This window comes from Kitasatospora sp. NEAU-69 (assembly GCF_057158765.1).
The window spans coordinates 14458-34606 of sequence record NZ_JBWXUE010000014.1; the positions used below are offsets into that span (position 1 = coordinate 14458).

Sequence of the window (20149 nt, forward strand, 5' to 3'; positions counted from 1 at the left end):
GGGTGGGACATGAGTTGACCCCCTGTCGGTTCTCCGACAGGGGGTCAACTCATGTGCGGTGGCTCAGACGTGGCTCAGACGTAGCGTTCCAGGATCGAGGACTCCGCGAGCCGGGAGAGCCCCTCGCGGACCGATCGCGCCCGGGTCTCGCCGACGCCCTCGACGGTCTGCAGGTCGTCGATGCTGGCCGCGAGCAGCTTCTGCAGCCCGCCGAAGTGCTCGACCAGGCGCTCTATCACGGTGTTCGGCAGCCGCGGGATCTTGGCCAGCAGGCGGTAGCCGCGCGGGGAGACCGCAGCGTCCAGCGACTCGGGCGAGCCGGAGTAGCCGATCGCCTTCGCGACCGTCTGGAGGTCGAGCAGCTCGGCGTGGGTCAGCGCCTCCAGATCGGCGAGCACCTCCGCGACGGTGCGGCCGCGCTTGGCGGCCCGCTCGGGGAAGTAGTCGCGGGCGACCAGCTCGCGCTCCGGCTCGACGCCGGCGATCAGCTCGTCCAGCTGGAGCGAGAGCAGTCTGCCGTCGGTGCCGAGCTCCAGCACGTAGCCGGCGATCTCGGCCGCGATCAGCCGGACCATCTCCAGCCGCTGGGCGACCGCGGTGACGTCCCGGACCGTGACCAGGTCCTCGATCTCCAGTGCGGAGAGCGTGCCGGCCACCTCGTCCAGCCGCAGCTTGTAGCGCTCCAGCGTGGCCAGCGCCTGGTTGGCGCGGGACAGCACGGTGGTGGAGTCCTCCAGGACCCGGCGGGCGCCGTTGACGTACATCGCGATCAGCCGCATCGAGTGCGAGACCGCGACGACCGGGAAGCCGGTCTGCCGGTTCACCCGCTCGGCGGTGCGGTGGCGGGTGCCGGTCTCGTCGGTGGGGATGTTCGCGTCCGGCATCAGGTGCACGCCGGCCCGGACGATCTTGGTGATGTCCTTGTCGAGCACGACCGCGCCGTCCAGCTTGCACAGCTCGCGCAGCCGGGTCGCGCTGAACTCGACGTCCAGCACGAAGCCGCCGGTGCAGAGGGACTCGACCGTCTTGTCGAAGCCGAGCACGATCAGGCCGCCGGTGTTGGCGCGCAGCACCCGCTCCAGGCCGTCGCGCAGCGGCGTGCCGGGCGCGATGGCCTGGACCGACGCGCGCAGCAGGGCCTCTTCACGGGAGGACTTATCCGCCCGGTCGCTCGCTGCCACGTGACTCCTCCGGCCGACCCGGACCGCCCGCCTGCGGCGGTCGCGACCCTCGTTCGCTGCTGCTCTGCACTGATCTGCACTGACCGGTCCGGTTGTCCGGACAGGCCGATTTGGTACTGGACAGGGCAAAGTCTACGGTGCGGGCGCGGCGACGGAGCCTGCGTCAGAGCAGTTCGTCCGAATCGACCGGTTCCCACCCCGCCATCAGCTCCTCGGAGTACGCGGCCGGACGGACCGCCGGCGCGGGCACCGAGGGCGCCCCGGCAGGCCCTCCGTTGGCCTGCGAACGCTGCTCCGTACGGGGTTTGGCGGCGGCTCGGCGGCGGCCGGGGATCGCCCGCAGCGCCTCGCCGATGTCGGCGACCTCGACCACCTTCATGCCCGCCGGCACCTTGCCCGGGTCCGGCGGGACCAGCGCGTGGGTGAAGCCGAGCCGGTGCGCCTCGGCGAGCCGGCGCTGCACGCCCGTCACCCGGCGCACCTCGCCCGCGAGTCCGACCTCGCCGATCGCGACCAGGTTGCTCGGCAGCGGCGTGTCCGAGGAGGAGCTGGCCACGGCGAGTGCGATCGCCAGGTCGGCGGACGGTTCGGTGAGCTTCACGCCGCCGACGGTCGCGGTGTAGATGTCCTGCTTGCCGAGCTTGACGCCGCCGTGCCGCTCGACCACCGCCAGGATCATCGCGATCCGCGGCGACTCCAGACCCGAGGTGGTCCGGCGCGGCGAGGGGATCTGCGAATCCACCATCAGGGCCTGCACCTCGGCGACCAGCGGCCGCTTGCCCTCCAGCGTGACGGTCAGGCAGGTGCCGGGCACCGGCTTGTCACGGCGGGTCAGGAAGAGGCCGCTCGGGTCGGCCAGGCCCTCGATCCCCTCGTCGTGCAGCTCGAAGCAGCCGACCTCGTCGGTCGCGCCGTAGCGGTTCTTGATGCCGCGGATGATCCGCAGCCGGGCGTGCCGGTCGCCCTCGAAGCTCAGCACGACGTCGACCAGGTGCTCCAGCAGGCGGGGGCCGGCGATCTGGCCGTCCTTGGTGACGTGGCCGACCAGCAGGGTGGCCATGCCGCGGTCCTTGGAGGCCCGGATCAGCGCACCGGCCACCTCGCGGACCTGGGCCGGGCCACCGGGCGCGCCGTCCAGCTCGGCGGAGGCGATGGTCTGCACCGAGTCCAGGATCAGCAGGCCCGGGTTGACCGCCTCGATGTGGCCGAGCACCGCGCCCAGGTCCGACTCGGCGGCCAGGTAGAGGTGGTCGGAGAGCGCGTTGATCCGGTCGGCGCGCAGCCGCACCTGACCGGCCGACTCCTCACCGGTGACGTAGAGCGTGCGGTGCTGGGAGCTCGCGGCCTTCGCGGCGACGTCGAGCAGCAGGGTGGACTTGCCGACGCCCGGCTCGCCCGCGAGCAGCACCACGGCGCCCGGGACCAGGCCGCCGCCGAGGACCCGGTCCAGCTCCGGGACGCCGGTGGAGCGGGCGGTCGCCACCTGGCCGTCCACCTGGCCGATCGGCCGGGCCGGGGAGCTCACCGGGCCGGCAGCGGTAGTGCGGATCGGCACCGCACCGTACTCCTCGACCGTGCCCCAGGCGTTGCACTCCGGGCACCGGCCGACCCATTTGGGCAGCTGGTTGCCGCACTCCGTGCAGCGGTAGGCCGGACGGGGCTTGGCGGTGGTCTTCGAGGTGCGGGCTGCCATGGGGGCCACGGTAGCCGGTGGGTCCGACAACGCGGCGCCGCGCGGGGTGGGGCGGCTTGGGGGCGGCATCGGGGCCGTGGGGGCGGCATTGTCGGGCATGGCGTCAGCCGGTGAGCGGTGTTGTTACCCGAAAGAAGTACAACGAGCCGAATGTGCTGGGCCGCCTGGCCGAGGCTCCCTACCGTCGGTCGGGTGAGCCCCCACAGCACCCACAGCACCCGGCCGCAGCGCGTCCCGCAGGCCGTACCGGAGCAGCGCCCGGCCGCGGCCGTGCTGCCCGCCTACCAGCAACTGCTGGACGGTCTGTACACCTACTGCCTCTCGGTGCTGTGCTCCCAGGACGCGGCGGCGGCCGCGGTCGCCGAGGTGCGCGAGCTGGCGGAGCGCAACGGCGAGCGGCTCGCCGATCCCGCGCTGTTGCGGGCCTGGCTGTACTCGCTCGCCCGCTGGGCCTGCGTGCGGCGGCTGGCGGACGGGCCGGCCACCGGTCCGGCGCCGCGGTCGAGCGCCGGGCCGCAGTCGACCGGGCCGCAGTCGAACGCCGCGCCGGCGCGGGCGGACGGACGGGCGTGGCCAGGCGTGGCGGGCGAGGTGGGTGTGGTGGGTGATCCTGACGGGCCGGCCCGGCGGCGGCGTGAGCTGGCCTCGCTGGCCTGGCCGGAGGCGGCCGGGACCACGGCCGAGCAGCGGGAGGCGCTGGAGCTGTCCGTCCGGCACCGGCTCGGTCCGGCGGAGGTCGCGGCGGTGCTCGGCCTCGGGCTCGATGCCGCCGAACACCTGCTCGCGGACGGGACCGCCGAGCTCACCCGGACCAGGCTCGCGCTGCTCGTGCTCGGCGTGGGCAACTGCCCCGAGCTCGCCCGGCTCGGGGGCAGCGGTGCCGAGCACTGGCGGTCCTGGGTGCTCGGGCCGGCGCTGCGCCGCGAGCTGGTCCGGCACGTGGTGGACTGCCCGACCTGCCGCGGCACGGCGGAACGGGTGCGCGAGGAGGAGCCTGGGCAGGCGCCGCGGCCCGCCGGGCTGCCGCTGGTGCCGGCGCCGCTCGGGGTGCGGCTCGCGGCGGGGGTTGCGGTGGGCTCTGAGCCGGCGGCGGGCGTTCCGCCGCGGCGGGCGGTTCCCAGGGGCGGCGGGGCCGGTGCGGCGTTCCTGGCCGGGGCCGCCGCGGGGCGGCGGGCGGCGGTGGCCCCGGGGGCCGGGGTCGGGACCAGGGGCGGGATCGGGACCGGGACCGGGGCAGCGGCGGCGGGTGGCGCGCCCGGCCCGGGGGTCCGGTTCGACCGGCGCGGCTTTCCCCGGCACCGGGCGCCGAGCCTGCTGGAGCGGCACCGGCCGGGCGGTGACCTGCACGAGCGGGCCGTCCTGGTCCGGCAGCGGGCGGTCACCACCGGCGTGCTCGCGGCCGTGCTCTCGACGCCGCTGGCCGCGCTCTGGATCGCGCAGCAGCAGAACGGCTCGGCAACGGACACCACGGCCGCGGTCTCGTCGGTCCGGGTGGACGGCGGGACCGAACTGCCACCCGGCACGGGCCCGGACGGCAAGACCGGCACCGGACCGGCCACCGGCCCGCACGGGTCGGTCGGCGGCGTCACACCGGTCGGCTCACCGAACGCGGCGGGATCGGCGGCAGGGGCGGCGACCGGCGGCAGTCCACGCGTCACCGGCCTGACGGCCGAGCTGGTCGGCGTGGCCGCACCCGCCTTTGCGCCGTCGAGTGCAGAAACGTTGCTGCCCGCCGTTCAGGGCGTCCTGGTGGCGTTGCCCGTACCGGACGCCATCCCGCTCTCCAGCCCGGCGCTGCAGGCCGTTCCGGCGCCGACCTGGCCCGGAACTCCGCCGGGATCCGGCACGGTGTCAGGCAGCGGCGCCCGGCTGGACGTCGAGGCCGGCGCGTACGGCAACCGCACCGTGCTCACGCTGACCGACAGCGGGAACGCACCGGTCGACTGGCAGGCCGTACCCTCCTGCGACTGGCTGCGGCTCAGCCGCGACTCCGGTCACCTGGAGCCCGGCCAGCGGATCACCGTGACCGTCACCGTGGACGAGCAGCGGGCGCCGCAGGGTCACTGGACGGCGCAGATCTCGCTGCCGCCGTCCGACGCGGTGGTCACCCTGGAGGGCGGCTCACAGCCCGCTCCCTCCCCGACACCGACCGCGGCCCCGAGCTCGGCACCGCCGTCGACCGCGCCCTCGCCGAGCGCGAGTGCGAACCCGAGTGGCAGCGCCAGCAGCACCCCCTCGGAGACCCCCACCTCGGGCAGCAGTGCCAGCAGCGCCCCGAGCAGCAGCGTGAGCCCGAGCGCCAGCCCGACGTCCGGCCCGTCCGCGACGCCTGCACCGTCCGCCCAGCCGAGCAGCCCGTCGAACGACCCGAGCCCGTCCACCGCACCTGCCACGACCCCGCCGAGTGCTCCGGCCGGCTCCGCTGCGCCCTCCGCCACCACGTCAGTCTCCTCGTCCTCGACCCGCTGACACCCGCCCGGTCCCTAGCCCTAGGACGCCGCACACCCCCGCCCGTGTTGCATGAACCAAGATGAGAATCACCTTGCCGAGCCGAGCGGAAACCCCGGGCGCCGACGAACCTCCCGATGCCGGCACAGCACAATCCGTTCGGGGGTGCGGTCCGTTCGGGGGGGTGCAGTCAGTTCGGGCGGTGCAGTCAGTTCGGGCGGTGCAGTCCGCTCCGGGCGTAACCGCTCTGCCGAAGGCGAAACGCCCTGGCCGTGGCGGGCAGCGGGAAGCAGTATCGACGGCATGCGAATCCTCATACTCGGCGGCTCGGTCTTCCTGGGCCGGGCGTTCGCTCTTCAGGCCCTGTCCAGGGGCCACCAGGTGACCTCCTTCAACCGCGGCATCTCCGCACCGGACCTGCCCGGCGTGACCGTCGTGCGCGGCGACCGGAACTCGGCCGACGACCTCGCCGCGCTCGTCGCACAGGCACCCGAGGGCGGTTGGGATCTGGTGATCGACACCAGCGGCCAACAGCCCTACGCCGTCCGGCAGTCGGCCCGGCTGCTGCGCGACCTCAGTGAGCGGTACCTCTTCGTCTCCTCCGTCCACGCCTTCGAGCAGTGGCCCGAGGAGCCGGTGAACGAGTCCTCGCCGCTGCACCCGCGCCCGGCCGACTCGCCGCCCGATCTGCCGTTCGCCACCGCCAACAAGGCCGGCTGCGAGCGGGCGGTGCTGGAGCAGTTCGGCGCCGAACGCTCGATCGTGCTCAACTGCGGGCTGCTGGTCGGTGCGTATGAGAACGTCGGGCGGCTGCCCTGGTGGCTGGAGCGGATCGCGCTCGGCGGCCGGGTGCTCGCGCCGGGCCGCCCGGACCTGCCGATCCAGGTGGTCGACGCCGAGGACTTCGCCGTCTTCGGCCTCGACCTCGCCGAACAGAAGCAGCACGGAAGCTTCATCACCACCGCGCTGCCGGGCCACACCACCTTCGGCGGCATGCTGGAGGCCTGCAAGGCCGCCACCGGCTCGGACGCCGAACTGGTCTGGCTGGACGACGAGCGACTGATCGCCGAGGGCATCGAGGAGTGGACGGAACTTCCGCTCTGGATGCCGGAGTTCATGGACGGCAAGCCCACCGGCGTCTGGCAGGCCGACAGTCGCAAGGCGCAGGCCGCCGGGCTGCACTGCCGGGCGATCGAGGAGACGGCGCGGAACACCTGGGCCTGGATCCAGGCGCGCGGCCCGCGCGACACGCCGTACGCCCAGCACAGCACGCCGCTGGGTATCGACCCGGAGAAGGAGCGCGAGATCCTGTCCCGGATCTGACGCACCACCAGCGCACGACGCGCGCGAGATGTCGCGAGATGTGTCGCGAGATGTGTCGCGAGACGTACAGCGCGCCGGCCCCGGAGGACGAGAACAGCGCGATGCTCCGACGTATCTTCCCCACAGCGGGGGGAGCCGCTGCAGGAAGACGTCGAAGGCAGTCGGTTTGACGGCGGTGACCCCGGTGAACGGGAAGTTCATCTCCTTGATGATGAGCAGTGAGATCACCACCAGCCCGCCGAGCGAGAGCACCATCAGGGTGTGCGCGAGGGTGTTGGAGAGGCCGAACAGGAACGTGAAGCCGACCGTCAGCACGCCGCCCGCGATCAGCGCCACCCAAAGCAGCACCGGCACGTCGTCGTCCACCTCGTTCAACCGCTCGCGCCGGTGCGTGGCGAGGTCCTCCAGGTGGCTCACCGCGTGGTCGTAGAGCACCTGCTGCTGCGAGCCGTTCGGGTTGATCGCGAAGATGCTGGAGCGCATCTGGTAGACGAGATCGGTGGCCTCCGGGCTGCTCTGGTGCTTGGCCATCATCGGCCACTCGGTGTCCATCACGGTCCGCGCGTAGGTGAGGGTCTGCTGCTCCAGCTGCGGGCCGAGCGGGGGCGGAAGTTCGCGGGAGATCCAGTAGATCCCGGCCACCGAGTCCGCCTCCTCGAAGGTGGTCTTGCGGGCCGCGTCGTTGGCCGACCAGACGGCGACCACGACGAAGCCGAGCAGAACGGCGTACATCACGCCGACTGCGGCGAAGATGAAGCCGGCGACGTCGTTGTGGCTCTCTCGGAGCGGGTGCGGGATGTAGCGCTGCAGGAGTTTGAGTAGGACGACCAGTACGGCGAGGACGAGGACGAGGATGCCGATGTCCTGAAAGCTCACGAGGCAGTTCCCTTGAGGTGGTTCCCTGTTGGCGAGTAGACGGGATGGCCGGGGCGGACAGGGGGACGGGAGCAGAGGGGGCTGACGTGGACGGGATTGCGACCGGCCGGTGGCAGGGCAGCACGCAGCGACCGCGGGCGCGGGACGGACACGGCAGGAACGCGGCTCGGGCAGCGCTTGGCCGTGGCCGTGGCGGCGGCTCGCCGCACAGGTCGGGAGATGACGGCTGCAGGCCAGCGGCTGCGGTCAGCGGTTGCGGCGGGTCACCAGCTCGGCCAGCGCCAGCAGGTCGTCGGCTGCCGCCGGCTCGGGCACCGCGACGGACAGGTACTCGATCGCGGTGGCCATCCGCTCGCACGAGGCGCCCTGGGCCCAGGCCCGGCCACCGGCCCGCTCGACCGCCTCCGCCGCCCGGTGCACCTCGGCCTCGGTCAGCGGACGGTCGATCGCGTAGATCTCCGCCAGCTCGGCACCGGCCTCGGTGCCCGAGCCGAGCGCGGCCACCACGGGCAGCGACTTCTTGCGGACCAGCAGGTCCGCGCCGGCCGGCTTGCCGGTCACCGCGGGGTCGCCCCAGATCCCGATCAGGTCGTCGATCAGCTGGAAGGCCAGACCGATCTGCCGGCCGAAGGCGTCCATCGCGTCGGCCGTCTTCTCGTCGGCACCGCCGTAGAGCGCGCCGATCGCGCAGGCGGCGCCGAGCAGCGCACCGGTCTTGGCCTCGGCCATGGCGAGGCACTCGTCGAGCGAGACGGTGCTGCGCTGTTCGAACGCGCAGTCCGCCTGCTGGCCGTCGCAGAGCTCGACCACGCACTGGGCGAGCCGGCGCATCGCGCTGCCGGCCGCCGGGTGCTGGTCCTCGGCGAGCGTGCGCAGCGCGAGCGAGTGCAGCGCGTCGCCGGCCAGGATCGCCTCGGTCGAACCGAACACCCGCCAGGCGGTGGGCCGGTGGCGACGGGTTTCGTCGCGGTCGATCACGTCGTCGTGCAGCAGGGTGAAGTTGTGCACCAGCTCGACGGCGGCCGCGGCGGCGGTCGCACCGCGCGCGACCGTGCTGCCGGTGGAAGTTCCGCTGACGAGAGCAGCGCCGGTGCCGACGGCGGCTGTGCGGTCCGTGGCCGGCGCGGCGGCACAGGCCTGGGCGGCCGCGAGGACGAGCGCCGGGCGGATCGCCTTGCCCGGGTCGGACGCGGACGGCGAACCGTCGGCCTCACGCCAGCCGAAGTGGTAGGCGGCGACCCGGGCCATCGACTTCGGCATCGAGTCGACGGCGACCCGCAGCGCCGGGTCCACCATCGCCCGGGCCCGGCCGAGGATCTCGGCGGCGGCCGGATCCTCGGAGACGGTCACCTCACTGACGGACGCCTCGCCGGTGGACACCTCATCGCTGGACACCTCATCGCTGCACACCTCACCAGCGGACGCTGTGCTCGGAGCGCCGACACCGCCGAGGATGGCACCGGCGGGCTCGGCACCGGCTGCCGCCAGATCCGGGCCGCCGGCTGACGACTCGACCCGGGCGCCCGGCACCCGTGTCGCGGTGTCGAGGCCGCGCCCCTCGGCTGCCGACCGGTCACCTTCGTCGTTGTTGTCCCGGCTGAGCGTCTCGATGCCCATGCGTGCTGATCCCCCCAGGTCCTTCGACCGATTATCCGACCATGCGGCCGACCGGCCGACGTAAGATTTTCCTACCTGCCGATGCGCAGATATCCACGAAAACCGTGGAATTCTCCGCCCACCGCCGGGCGCCCCGAAAGCGGTCCCGAAACGCCCGGCGACGCAGCGATTCAGCCCCGCGGTCGAGCGATTTCGACATTCTCCAGAACACCGATGGCATCGGGCACCAGAATCGCCGCCGAGTAGTAGGCGCTCACCAGGTAGGAGATGACCGCCTTCTCGTTGATGCCCATGAAGCGGACCGAGAGGCTCGGCTGGTACTCGTCGGGGATCCCGGTCTGGTGCAGGCCGACCACGCCCTGATTGTCCTCGCCGACCCGCAGCGCGATGATCGAGCTGGTGTGGCCGTCCACGATCGGGATCTTGTTGCACGGGAAGATCGGCACCCCGCGCCAGGACGGCACCTGGTGGCCCTGCACGTCGATCGAGCCCGGGTAGAGGCCGCGGGCGCTGCACTCCCGGCCGAAGGCGGCGATCGCCCTGGGGTGGGCGAGGAACATCTTGGTGCTCCGGCGGCGGCAGAGCAGATCGTCCATGTCGTCCGGGGTGGGCGGGCCGGAGTGGGTCTGGATCCGCTGCTCGTACTCGGCGTTCTGCAGCAGGCCGAACTCGGGGTTGTTGATCAGCTCGTGTTCCTGGCGCTCGCGCAGCGCCTCGATGGTCAGCCGCAGCTGCTGCTCGATCTGGTTCATCGGCTGGTTGTAGAGGTCGGCGACCCGGCTGTGCACCTGGAGCACGGTCTGCGCGACGCTCAGCTCGAACTCGCGCGGCGCGAGTTCGTAGTCCACGAAGGTGCCCGGCAGCTCGAACTCGCCCTCGTGCCCGGCGGCCAGCTCGATCTCGGCCTCGCCATGACGGTTCTGCGACTGCTGCGAGCCGGCCAGGAACTGCAGGATCTGATCGCGCAGCGCCTCCGAGCGGTCGGCCAGCTCCTGGAACGCGGGCCAGGGGAGCACCATCGCGGTACCGGCGGTGGCGGCCTTGACCGTGTAGGACCAGTTGCCGTCCGCGCTGGTCAGCGCCTCGTCGCCGAGGTGGTCACCGTCAGCCAGCACGCCGACCACGGCACTCTCGCCGTACTTGCTGCTGCCGATCTTGTTGACCTTGCCGTGCGCGATCAGGAAGACCTCGCTGATCGGCTGCCCGGCCTCCACGACCGTCTCACCGGCGGCGAACTCGCGCTGGGCGAAGCGGCCGGCCAGCTCGGCGAGCAGCGCATCGTCCTCGAAGCCGCGCAGCACCGGGAGCTCGCGCAGTGTGGGCGGGACCACCCGGACCTCGGCGCCGGTCTTGACGAAGCTCACCCGGCCACGGCCGACCGCGTAGCTCAGGCGGCGGTTCACCCGGTACGTGCCACCGGAGACCTCGACCCAGGGCAGCATCTTGAGCAGCCAGCGGGAGCTGATGCCCTGCATCTGCGGCGCGGACTTGGTGGTCGTGGCAAGATTCCGGGCAGCGGCGGTGCCGAGACTCAGCTGCTGCTGATCGTCCGACTGGCCGCCTTGGGCGGGAATTCCGAGATTGGTCTCGGTGGTCATTGCAGGGCCCTCCCCCACGCGAAGATTCACAACTGCTGCGAATAAGAGTGCAGTCGGAACGAGGGAATCCGCAATCACTCGGACGAGTGATTGAAGGCGTGGGGGAATTAGTACGACCAGATATCCTGCTCGATTCCCTGTTCGGGAAAAGTCGGCGGACTATTCGACGCCGTGTTCAGGGCCAGGACGTCAGCTCGGGCCGTTCCAGTCCAGCGTCGGCGGCAGCCAGCCCTCCAGGGTCAGCAGCCAGCGCTTCACGTCCATCCCGATCCGCCCGTTGCCGAAGCCGCCCAGCCCGTCCGCCGCGACCACCCGGTGGCACGGCACCAGCACGGCCAGCGGGTTCGCCCCCATCATCTGGCCGACCGCGCGGGCCGCCAGGCCGGGACTCTGCGCGAGGTCCTCGAACGCCCCGCTGCGCTCGGCCAGCCTGCCGTACGTGATGGTCTCGCCGTACGGCACCGTGCGGTAGAGCGCCTCCAGCACCACCCGGTGCGGCCCGGTGGCCAGCCGCCAGTCCACCGGCAGCTCCAGCTCCCGCCGCCGGCCCGCGAAGTACTCGCCGAACCGGGCGGTGACGGCGGAGCTGCGCCGCTCGTCCGCGCAGCGCGGGCCGGCCGGCACGTCGGCGGGCAGGAAGTGCACCCGCGCCACGCCGAGCGCCGTCACGCCCACCGAGAGCGGACCGGAGGGCAGCGGGGTGGGCACGGTGATCCACTCGATCGAGCCCTCGATCGAACCGGCCGCCGCACGCGTCTGCTCCATGCACCCAGCGTAGGTCGACCCACTGACAGGCCCACCGGTGGTCCCGTCCACAAGCCCGTCCACGAGCCCAGCCACAAGCCCGGCCACGCCGCCGGCCTCACTCCCCGAGCCGGTCCAGCACCGGTTCCCGGACGAGCGCCAGCCCGTCCCCCGCCGGGCCGTGCAGCTCCAGCAGCACGACCTCGTTGCGCCCCTCGCGCAGCAGCGGGCCCGGCAGGTAGAGGGTCTGCTGCGGCCCGACGTCCCAGTAGCGGCCGAGCAGGAAGCCGTTCACCCAGCAGAGCCCCTTGCCGTGCCCCTCGGTGAGCAGGAACCCATCGGCCGGGCGGTCCACCTCCAGCACCGCGCGCCGGAAGACCGGCAGGCCGGCGAGTTCGCGGTCCGTGGCGGTCTCGGGGAAGGCCGGGGCGCCGGGGTCCTCCAGCGGCAGCCCGTACATCTGCCACCCCATCAGCAGCTGCTGCCCGAGCCGCACGCCCCCGCTGATCCCCTTGCGATCGGCGAGCTGCGGGCCGTAGTTGGCCCGTCCGAGGTTCTCCACCAGCAGGTCGATCCGGGCTCCGCCGGCCGGGACCGCCAGCTCGACCGGGGGCAGCGACCCCGGCTCGGCACTGCGGTCCAGCAGGCCGGCCGGGCGGCCGTCCACGAAGACCTGGGCCCGGTCGCCGAGCCCGTCCACGACGAGCGGCGCCGCCTCGCGCGGTCCGGTGACCCAGGTGCGGTAGAGCACGAAGCCGTAGGACTGGTCGAGTTCCTCCATCGCGAGCGGCATCGGCGCGCGGACCGGGGCGGCCAGTTCGTCGGCGAGGTCCAGCAGCGGCAGCGGCGCGGAGAGCGGCAGCGTGCGCGGCGCGAGCAGCTCAGGTTCGGTCTCGGCCGAGGCCGGGAGCGGCGGCAACTCGGTGTAGCGGCCGATCACTTCGCGGAACGCCCAGAACTTGGCCGTCGGGCGCCCGGATTCGCTGATCGCCGCGTCGTAGTCGTAGCTGGTCACGGTCGGCAGCAGCCGGCCGTCCTGCAGGTTGGCGCCGTTCAGGAAGCCGAAGTTGGTGCCGCCGTGCGCCATGTAGAGGTTGACCGAGGCACCGGCCGCGAGCATCTCGTCCAGCACCTTCGCGGCGTCGGCGGCCTCGCGGGTGTGGTGCGGCGCGCCCCAGTGGTCGAACCAGCCGTTCCAGTACTCCATGCAGACCGGCGGGCCGTCCGGCGCGTACGCACGCAGGATGCCGAAGGCCTCGGCCGGCCCGTTGCCGAAGTTGACCGTCGGCAGCACCCCGGGCAGCGTGCCGCCCTGCAGCATCGCGTGCTCCGGACCGTCGGAGGTGAAGAGCAGACTCTGCGCGCCGCGCCGGCGCAGGCCGTCGGCGAGGTGGCGCAGGTAGCCGGCGTCGTTGCCGTAACTGCCGTACTCGTTCTCCACCTGCAGGGCGATCACCGGGCCGCCGCGCTCGGCGAGCAGCGGGAGCACCAGCGGCAGCAGCGCGTCGAAGTACCGGTCCACGGCGGCCAGAAAGCCCGGCTCCGAGCAGCGCAGCCGGATCGACGGGTCCTTGAGCAGCCAGCCGGGCAGCCCGCCGAACTCCCACTCCGCACAGATGTACGGGCCGGGCCGCAGCAGCACCTTGAGCCCGTGCCGCGCGGCGCTCTCGATGAATTTCACCAGGTCCAGCCGGCCGGTGAAGTCGAACTGCCCCGGGCGCGGCTCGTGCAGGTTCCAGGCGACGTACGTCTCGACGGTGTTGAGCCCCATCGCGCGCAACAGCCCCAGCCGCTCGTCCCATTGCTCGGGGAGCACCCGGAAGTAGTGCAGCGCGCCGGACAGGATCCGGTACGGCCGCCCGTCGAGGGTGAACCCATCGCTGTCGTGGGCGAGGCTGGGCATCGGCAACGGGCTCCTCTGCTGCGGGTGGGACGAGGCTGTGACCATGGTCCCGGACGGGGCGTAGGGCGCGGGTGAACTCCGGTCCAGCAGACCATGGCCATCTCGGGACGCCGAGGACGACGCGCCCGGCGACCCGGAGGGGGCGGGCACGGATCCGGCCGCGTCACCGCCGAACCGCATTAGGCTGTTCCCAAGGTGCTTCGCGTGCACCTGATTGCCGGTCATCTGGGGGCGGACAGTGGCAGAGCAGCAACACGGTGCGGCGATATCGGGGCGCGATCTGCGCACCCTGCCCAAGGCGGAGCTGCACCTGCACCTCCTCGCGGCGATGCGGCCGACGACGCTCGCCGAGCTGGCGGCCGAGGCCGGGCGGACGGCGCCGGATCCGCGCGGCTTCAGCACGTTCGGCGAGTTCCAGCAGGTCTTCAACGCGGCGTACGAGGCCAGTTCGGCCCGACCGGAGAACCTGCGGCGGCTGGTGACCGAGCTGGTCGAGGACGTCGCCGCCGATGGCGGGGTCTGGGTGCAGCCGCACTTCGACCCGCACACCTATGACCAGTTCGGGGCGCCGGAGGCGGTGCTGGACCTGGTGCTGGACGCGGCCCGTGAGGCCGGGGAGCGCTGCGGAGTCGGGTTCGGCCTCACGATCGCAGTCTCCCGGCATCGCAGCCCCGAGGACGCGGTGCGGCTGGCCCACTTCGCCGTCCGCCACGCGGAGCGCGGCATCCACGCACTCGGGCTGACCGGGGACGAAGCCGCCTGCCCGGCCGAACCGTTCGCCGAGGCGTTCGCGATCGCGCGGGCCGGCGGCCTGACCTCGGCCCCGCACGCGGGCGAGCTCCTCGGGCCGGACAGCGTCCGGGCGGCCGTCGAGCACCTGGGCGCGACCCGCATCGCGCACGGCATCCGGGCAGCCGAGGACCCGGCCCTGCTGCGGCAACTCGCCGAGCAGGGCGTCTCGATGGACGTCTGCCTGAGCTCCAACCGGGCACTCGGCGTGGTCCCGGACCTGCGCCATCACCCGCTGCCGGCGCTATTGGCGGCCGGGGTGCGCTGCTCGCTGGGAACGGACGACCCGCTGATGTTCGGTGCCTCACTCACCGACGAGTACCTGATCGCGCGGGACACACTTGGCTTGACCGATCATCAGCTTGCGGACATCGCACGCACGTCGGTAGAGACGAGCGACGCACCGGCCGAGCTGGTCGCGGCTGCGGTCGCGGGGATCGAGGAGTGGCTCGGGCAAGGGGTGGTGGCGTAGCCGGGCAGGTCAGCCGCTTCGCAAGCTTCGTGCGCGCTGCGGCCCGGAGCGCGACTCTTCTATCCTCCGGTACATGAGTAGCGGCAGCGCAGCAGACCGACCCGCACCGCTCCACTCCGTCTCCGTGGCCGGCGTGGTCGTCCGCGAGGACGGGCAGGTGCTCGCGATCCGGCGGGCGGACAACGGGACTTGGGAGCTGCCCGGCGGCGTTCTCGAACTCGCTGAGACGCCCGAGGAGGGGGTGCGGCGGGAGGTGTTCGAGGAGACCGGGGTCGAGGTGCGGGTCGGGCGGCTGACCGGGGTCTACAAGAACATGGCGCGCGGGGTTGTCGCGCTGGTGTTCCGGTGCCGGGTCGAGGGTGGACGGGAGCGGATGAGTGAGGAGTCCACCGCTGTGGAGTGGCTGTCCGCTGACGAGGTGCGGGAGCGGATGAGCGAGGTGTACGCCGTCCGCGTGTTGGATGCGCTGCTCGACGGGGTGGCGGCGCAGGTGCGGGTGCATGACGGGCGGCGGGTCGTGCCGGGGGTGGGGTGAGCACGTGTCGTGCGGGGTGAGTGTCAGTGGTAGCTGCAAGGCTGAACGCGCCCGGCCCGAAGTGCGGTAGTGGTAGAGGAGCGAGACCCGTGCGCATTGTGATCAGTGAGTTCATCAGCCTGGACGGCGTCGTGCAGGCACCTGGTGGTCCCGAGGAGGACACCGACGGCGGGTTCGCCCATGGCGGCTGGTCGCATCCGTTCTTCGATCCGGAGGTGGTCGGCGGGGCGTTCACCGATGCGCTGGCGCAGGCCGAGGCGCTGCTGTTCGGGCGGCGGACCTGGCAGACGATGGCGGCGGCGTGGCCCGAGCGGGCCGGGGATCCGTTCGCCGATCGGATGAACGCGATTCCGAAGTACGTCGTGACGGGGACGCTCGGCGATGCGGAGCTGACCTGGGACAACACCAAGCGCATCCCGGGTGCCGAGGCCGTCGCCCGGATCCGGGAGCTGCACGCGGCCGAGGGCGGCGACCTGCTGGTGATGGGGAGCCCGACGCTCGTGCGTGAGCTGCTGCACCAGGGGCTGGTCGATGAGCTGCGGCTGATCGTGATGCCCGTGCTGCTCGGCGGCGGTAAGACGATCTTCCCGGCCGATGGTGCGCTGCGCGCCTTCGAGCTGGTGTCGTCGGTGATCAGCACCAAGACGGGCGTGAACGTCAGCACCTACCGCCCGATCGCCAAGGGGTAGGCCAAGCGGCCGGGCGGCCCCGGGTCAGGGCCGGCGCAGCCGCCACGGCAGCACGAACCAGAGCCCGGCGAACATGACGGCGGTGGCAGCGGTGATGACGATCGCCCATGCGTGCCCGAGGACGACGTCCGTCACGAGCAGCACCGCGCCGTTGAGTGCCAGGGCCAGGAAGAACAGGCCGATGAGCGTCAGCTTCGCGGAGACGTCCACGATCCGGCGCTTGGCCCCCCGGTGGAACAGGCCCCGGTGCACGGCCACCGGGGTGGCGAGGACGGCGGAGGCGACCACGGTGAGGAGCAGCGTGGAGATGTAGGTGTCGGTCTCGAAGTCGTCGAGTTCGGGGAAGCGGCTGGTGAACGCCAGGCCGAGCAGGAACGCGAAGACGATCTGCACGCCGGTCTGGATGACGCGCAGCTCCTGGAGCAGCTCGACCATGTTGCGGTCGGCGCGCTCCTCCGCCGATTCCTGACGCGACACCTGGGGCTGCTCCGGGTGCTGCTCTTCCGGGTGCTCCGGCTCCTTTTCCATGGGCCTTACTATCTGGCCACGGAGAGTGCGCATCAAATCGCCGTCTCCGCCGCCGCCGTCACCTCCCACAGGTGCGCGTACTCGCCGCCCGCCGCGACGAGCTCCTCGTGCGAGCCGAGTTCGACGATCCGGCCGTCGCGCATCACCGCGACCCGGTCGGCGTCGCGGGCGGTATGCAGCCGGTGGGCGATGGCGATCACGGTGCGGCCGGCCAGCACGGCGGCCAGCGAGCGCTCCAGCCGGCGGGCCTCGCGGGGGTCGATCAGTGAGGTGGCCTCGTCCAGGATCAGGATCTGCGGGTCGGCCAGCACCAGGCGGGCGAGCGCCAGTTGCTGGGCCTGGGCGGCGGAGAGCTCGGCGCCACCGGAGCCGACCCGGGCGTCCAGGCCGAGTGCGGCGGCCCAGTCCCAGGCGGCGACCGCGCGCAGGGCGGCCGTGACGTGCTCGTCGTCCGCGTCCGGGCGGGCCAGCAGCACGTTGTCGCGCAGCGTGCCGTGGAAGACATGGTGCTCCTGGGTGACCAGCGCGACCCGGCCGCGCAGCTCGTCCGGCGGGAGCGAGGCGAGCGGCACGCCGTCCACGGTGACCGTGCCGTGGTCGGGGGTGTGGATGCCGGCCAGCAGGCGGCCGAGCGTGGACTTGCCGGCTCCCGAGGCACCGACGACGGCCAGCCGTTCACCCGGCCGGACCGCCAGGTCCACCTCGTGCAGCACCGGACGGCCTTCGCGGTAGGAGTAGCTCAGGCCGTTCACCCGCAGGCCTTCGCCGGTCCCGGGCCGGGTGGTGGCGGGAGCGGCGGCGGGCTGAGCGGCGGCGCCGGCCACCCCGAGCAGCCGGGCCAGCGACGCCCCGCCGACCTGCAGCGAGTCCAGCTGCGCGATCAGCTGGTCCACCGGGTCGGCGATCTGCTGCACGTAGAGCACCGCCGAGGTGACGGCCGCCAGCGAGGCGAGCCCGTGCTGGTAGTAGAGCCCGCCGATGATCAGCGTGGCCACCACCGGCAGCACGTACGCGGTGTCCGAGATCGGCAGGAAGACCGTGCGCAGCCAGAGCGTGTGCCGCTCGGCCGCGTAGTTGCGGGCGATGTCGCGCTCGGCCCGCTCGGCGCGCCGGTCGGCGATCCGCAGCGCCTCGACGGTGCGGGCGCCCTGCACGGTCTCGGTGAGGCCGGCGGTGAGTTCGGCGTACGAGGCCCCCGTCGCGAGGTAGCCGGCCCGGGCCCGGGCCACGTACCAGCGCCCGCCGCCCCAGAGCAGCGGGACGGCCACCAGACAGGGCAGCGCCAGCAACGGGCCGAGCAGCAGCAGCGCGCCGAGCGTGAGCAGGACCGTGCTGACGGCGATCAGCGTGTCCGGCACGGCCTGGCGCACGGTACGGGCGAGCGCGTCGACGTCCCGGGTGGAGCGGGTCAGCAGGTCGCCGGTGCCGGCCTGCTCGACGGTGGCGAGCGGCAGCGCGAGCACCCGGCCGACGAAGTCCTCGCGCAGCTCGGCCAGGACCTTCTCGCCGAGGCGGGCCGAGGCGTGCACCGCGAACCGCAGCAGCACCGCCTGGAGCGCGGTGCAGCCGCAGATCAGCAGCGCGATGCGGGCCGCGTGGTCGACGCCCCGGGCGGCCTGTTCGATCAGCTGGCCGAGCAGTCGCGGTGCGACCAGCCCGCAGACCGCGGCGAGCGCGTGCAGGCCCAGGGCGCGGGCGAGTTCGGCGGGGTAGCGGAGCATCAGACGGCGGGCGTAGGAACGCACCTCGCTCGGCGAGGCGATCGGCAGGACGGTAGGCACAGAGGCGGTACTCACCGGAACAGTGCTCACAGAGGCGGTACTCACAGGGACTCCCCACGGGTGACGACAGCGCGGTAGGCCGGGTCCGCGAGCAGCTCGGCGTGCGTGCCCTCGGCGGTCACCTTGCCGTCGGTGAGCAGCAGCACGTGCTCGACCCGGGCCAGCAGGATCGGGCTCGTCGTGAACGCGAGCGTGGTGCGGCCGCGCCGGGCGGTGCGCAGGCGTTCGGCGATCCGCGCCTCGGTGTGCGCGTCCACCGCGCTGGTCGGCTCGACCATCAGCAGCACCTCCGGATCCATTGCCAACGCCCTTGCCAGTCGCAGGCGTTGCTGCTGCCCGCCGGAGAACTCGCGGCCGGACTCGGCGGACTCGCCGGTGGCCAGACCGCCCAGCAGTGCGTCCACGACGTCCTCGGCCGAGGCGGCGTACAGCGCGGCCGGGAGCACCTCGGGGTCGGTCAGCGCGCGGTCGGCCGGGTCGAGTTCGCGGCGCAGCGGGCCGGCGAAGAGCCGCGCGTCGTTGCGCAGCACCAGGATCCGCCGGCGCACCTCGTCCAGCGGCAGTTCGTCCAGCCGGACGCCGCCGTAGCGCACCGGCTCGGCACCGTCGGTGTAGCGGCCCAGCCGGTCGGCCAGGTCGGCGGCGTCGGCCGGGGTGGCACAGACGGCGGCGGTGAACCGACCGGGCCGCAGCACCAGGCCGCTCGCCGGGTCCGTCAACTCACCTGTGGTGTCCGGCCATTCGCCCGATTCGCCATCGGACAGCTCCGGCTCCAGCTGCAACAGGCGCAGCACTCGCGCGGCCGCCACCCGGGCCCGGGTGAGCTTGTCCACCGCCTCGGTCACCCGGCGCAGCTGCGGCGACAGGAAGAGCGCGAAGCCGTAGAACGCGACCAACTGGCCGATGCTGAGCCGGCCGTCCAGCACCTCGCGGGCGCCGAGCCAGATCACGACGGCCATCAGCAGCCTGGGGAGGAGCAGCTTCGTGCCGTCCAACAGCGCTTCGACCCCGGCCAGTTGCACACCGGCCCCGCGCACCTGCTGGGACCGCTCGCGATAGCGGGAGTGGAAGAGCCGCTCGCCGCCGATGCCCCGCAGCACCCGCAGGCCGCCCACGATGTCCACCGAGAGGTCGGTCAATTCGCCCTGCTGGGAGCGCAGTCGCTCCTGCCGCCCGTGCAGCGGGCGGATCAGCCGGCCGACCACCCAGGCCATCAGCGGCACCCCGGCCAGCACCAGCAGGCCGAGCTCCGGCGCCTGGTCGAGCATGATCACCGCGACCAGGGCGGCGGAGACCGCCGCGCCACAGGCCCGCGAGGTGACCTCCATCAGCCGCCCCAGCGCGGCGATGTCGCCGAGGCCGACGCTCAGCACCTCACCGGTCGAGACCCGCTTCGGCAGCGTCGCGCCGAGCCGGCCGGCCTGCGCGGTGGTCAACTCGGTGACCAGGTAGGTGGCACCGAGCTGACCCATCAGGCTGCACCGGTCGCGCAGGATCGCGGCGGCGTTCACCAGCAGCCCCAGCAGCAGCACGGCACCGCCCCAGAGCAGCAGCTGCCCCTCGTCCCGCCCGGCGATGCCGCGATCGACGGCCCGCCCGAGCGCGGCCGGGACCAGCGCCTGGGCGAGCAGGCTGAGCACGCCGAGCCCGATCCCCCAGGCCACCGAGACCCTGAAGCGGGCCAGCAGCCACAGCAGGAACCGGTCGGGCGAGCGGATATCGGGCGGGTCGCCGACCTCCTCACCGGATCGCTTCGGCTCGTGGCGCATCGCCCGTCCCAGGCTCCAACTCCGCGCGGTCACCGCAGTTCTCCTTGCCGTCGGGAAGCACGCCGAGCGGGCCGTCCGCCTGGGAGCAGCGGACGGCCCGTCGGTCGGGGGATCGTCAGAAGGTGTCATGGCGCCGAAAGCGCCGGGACAGTCTGGTCGACCGCGCCGCCGGGATCAAACCATTTCCCACCTGCCGAAATCCC

Annotated in this window: 14 protein-coding genes and 1 pseudogene; 5 read left to right on the top strand and 10 right to left on the bottom strand. The window is 72.9% G+C overall.

Features of this window, described 5'->3' with window-relative positions; translation table 11 throughout:
- Positions 1-74: 74 nt before the first annotated feature.
- Together disA and radA are read right to left on the bottom strand one after the other, a co-directional pair.
- On the bottom strand, positions 75-1181 hold the full coding sequence (disA, locus tag AC060L_RS17805) for a DNA integrity scanning diadenylate cyclase DisA (protein ID WP_483799758.1): 1107 nt from the start codon (positions 1179-1181) through the stop codon (positions 75-77).
- Between the two features lie 163 nt (positions 1182-1344).
- Entirely contained in the window at positions 1345-2874 is a 1530-nt protein-coding gene (radA, locus tag AC060L_RS17810) for a DNA repair protein RadA (protein ID WP_483799759.1), read from the bottom strand.
- Positions 2875-3066: 192 nt separating this feature from the next.
- Between radA and AC060L_RS17815 the strand changes: the two genes are divergently transcribed.
- Together AC060L_RS17815 and AC060L_RS17820 are read left to right on the top strand one after the other, a co-directional pair.
- On the top strand, positions 3067-5343 hold the full coding sequence (locus tag AC060L_RS17815; RefSeq protein WP_483799760.1) for a BACON domain-containing protein: 2277 nt from the start codon (positions 3067-3069) through the stop codon (positions 5341-5343).
- Positions 5344-5625: 282 nt separating this feature from the next.
- The gene (locus AC060L_RS17820; protein ID WP_483799761.1) at positions 5626-6645 is read left to right on the top strand and encodes an NAD-dependent epimerase/dehydratase family protein; all 1020 of its coding nucleotides are present in this window, start codon (positions 5626-5628) and stop codon (positions 6643-6645) included.
- Between the two features lie 213 nt (positions 6646-6858).
- Here AC060L_RS17820 and AC060L_RS17825 read toward each other — a convergent pair.
- The 5 genes and pseudogenes from AC060L_RS17825 to AC060L_RS17845 all read right to left on the bottom strand — a co-directional run.
- Positions 6859-7521, bottom strand: a pseudogene (locus AC060L_RS17825) (bestrophin-like domain); the annotation flags it as partial.
- Positions 7522-7767: 246 nt separating this feature from the next.
- Entirely contained in the window at positions 7768-8817 is a 1050-nt protein-coding gene (locus AC060L_RS17830; RefSeq protein ID WP_483799924.1) for a family 2 encapsulin nanocompartment cargo protein polyprenyl transferase, read from the bottom strand.
- A 491-nt stretch (positions 8818-9308) separates the two neighbouring features.
- A complete protein-coding gene (locus AC060L_RS17835; protein ID WP_483799762.1) occupies positions 9309-10736 on the bottom strand; it encodes a family 2B encapsulin nanocompartment shell protein in 1428 nt (475 codons plus the stop codon).
- Positions 10737-10925: 189 nt separating this feature from the next.
- Positions 10926-11501 carry a methylated-DNA--[protein]-cysteine S-methyltransferase gene (locus AC060L_RS17840; protein ID WP_483799763.1) on the bottom strand — a complete coding sequence of 192 codons (576 nt, stop codon included), beginning with the start codon at positions 11499-11501 and terminating at the stop codon, positions 10926-10928.
- A 97-nt stretch (positions 11502-11598) separates the two neighbouring features.
- Entirely contained in the window at positions 11599-13383 is a 1785-nt protein-coding gene (locus tag AC060L_RS17845; protein ID WP_483799764.1) for a glycoside hydrolase family 35 protein, read from the bottom strand.
- A 238-nt stretch (positions 13384-13621) separates the two neighbouring features.
- Between AC060L_RS17845 and add the strand changes: the two genes are divergently transcribed.
- The 3 genes from add (at position 13622) to AC060L_RS17860 (ending at position 15868) form a co-directional block, all read left to right on the top strand.
- Positions 13622-14644, top strand: a complete 1023-nt coding sequence (add, locus tag AC060L_RS17850; RefSeq protein WP_483799765.1) for an adenosine deaminase — start codon at positions 13622-13624, stop codon at positions 14642-14644.
- A gap of 61 nt (positions 14645-14705) precedes the next feature.
- Complete coding sequence (locus AC060L_RS17855; RefSeq protein WP_483799925.1) at positions 14706-15179, top strand: NUDIX hydrolase; 474 nt, start codon at positions 14706-14708, stop codon at positions 15177-15179.
- Between the two features lie 89 nt (positions 15180-15268).
- Positions 15269-15868, top strand: coding sequence for a dihydrofolate reductase family protein (locus tag AC060L_RS17860; RefSeq protein ID WP_483799766.1), 600 nt, complete (start codon positions 15269-15271; stop codon positions 15866-15868).
- Between the two features lie 24 nt (positions 15869-15892).
- On the opposite strand, the gene AC060L_RS17865 is transcribed toward AC060L_RS17860, so the two are convergent.
- The 3 genes from AC060L_RS17865 to AC060L_RS17875 form a co-directional block, all read right to left on the bottom strand.
- Positions 15893-16396 (bottom strand): DUF6328 family protein, encoded by a 504-nt coding sequence (locus AC060L_RS17865; protein ID WP_483799767.1) that lies wholly within the window; start codon positions 16394-16396, stop codon positions 15893-15895.
- A gap of 32 nt (positions 16397-16428) precedes the next feature.
- On the bottom strand, positions 16429-18117 hold the full coding sequence (locus tag AC060L_RS17870; protein WP_483799926.1) for an ABC transporter ATP-binding protein: 1689 nt from the start codon (positions 18115-18117) through the stop codon (positions 16429-16431).
- Positions 18118-18218: 101 nt separating this feature from the next.
- Positions 18219-19979, bottom strand: a complete 1761-nt coding sequence (locus AC060L_RS17875) for an ABC transporter transmembrane domain-containing protein (protein WP_483799768.1) — start codon at positions 19977-19979, stop codon at positions 18219-18221.
- Between the last annotated feature and the right edge of the window lie 170 nt (positions 19980-20149).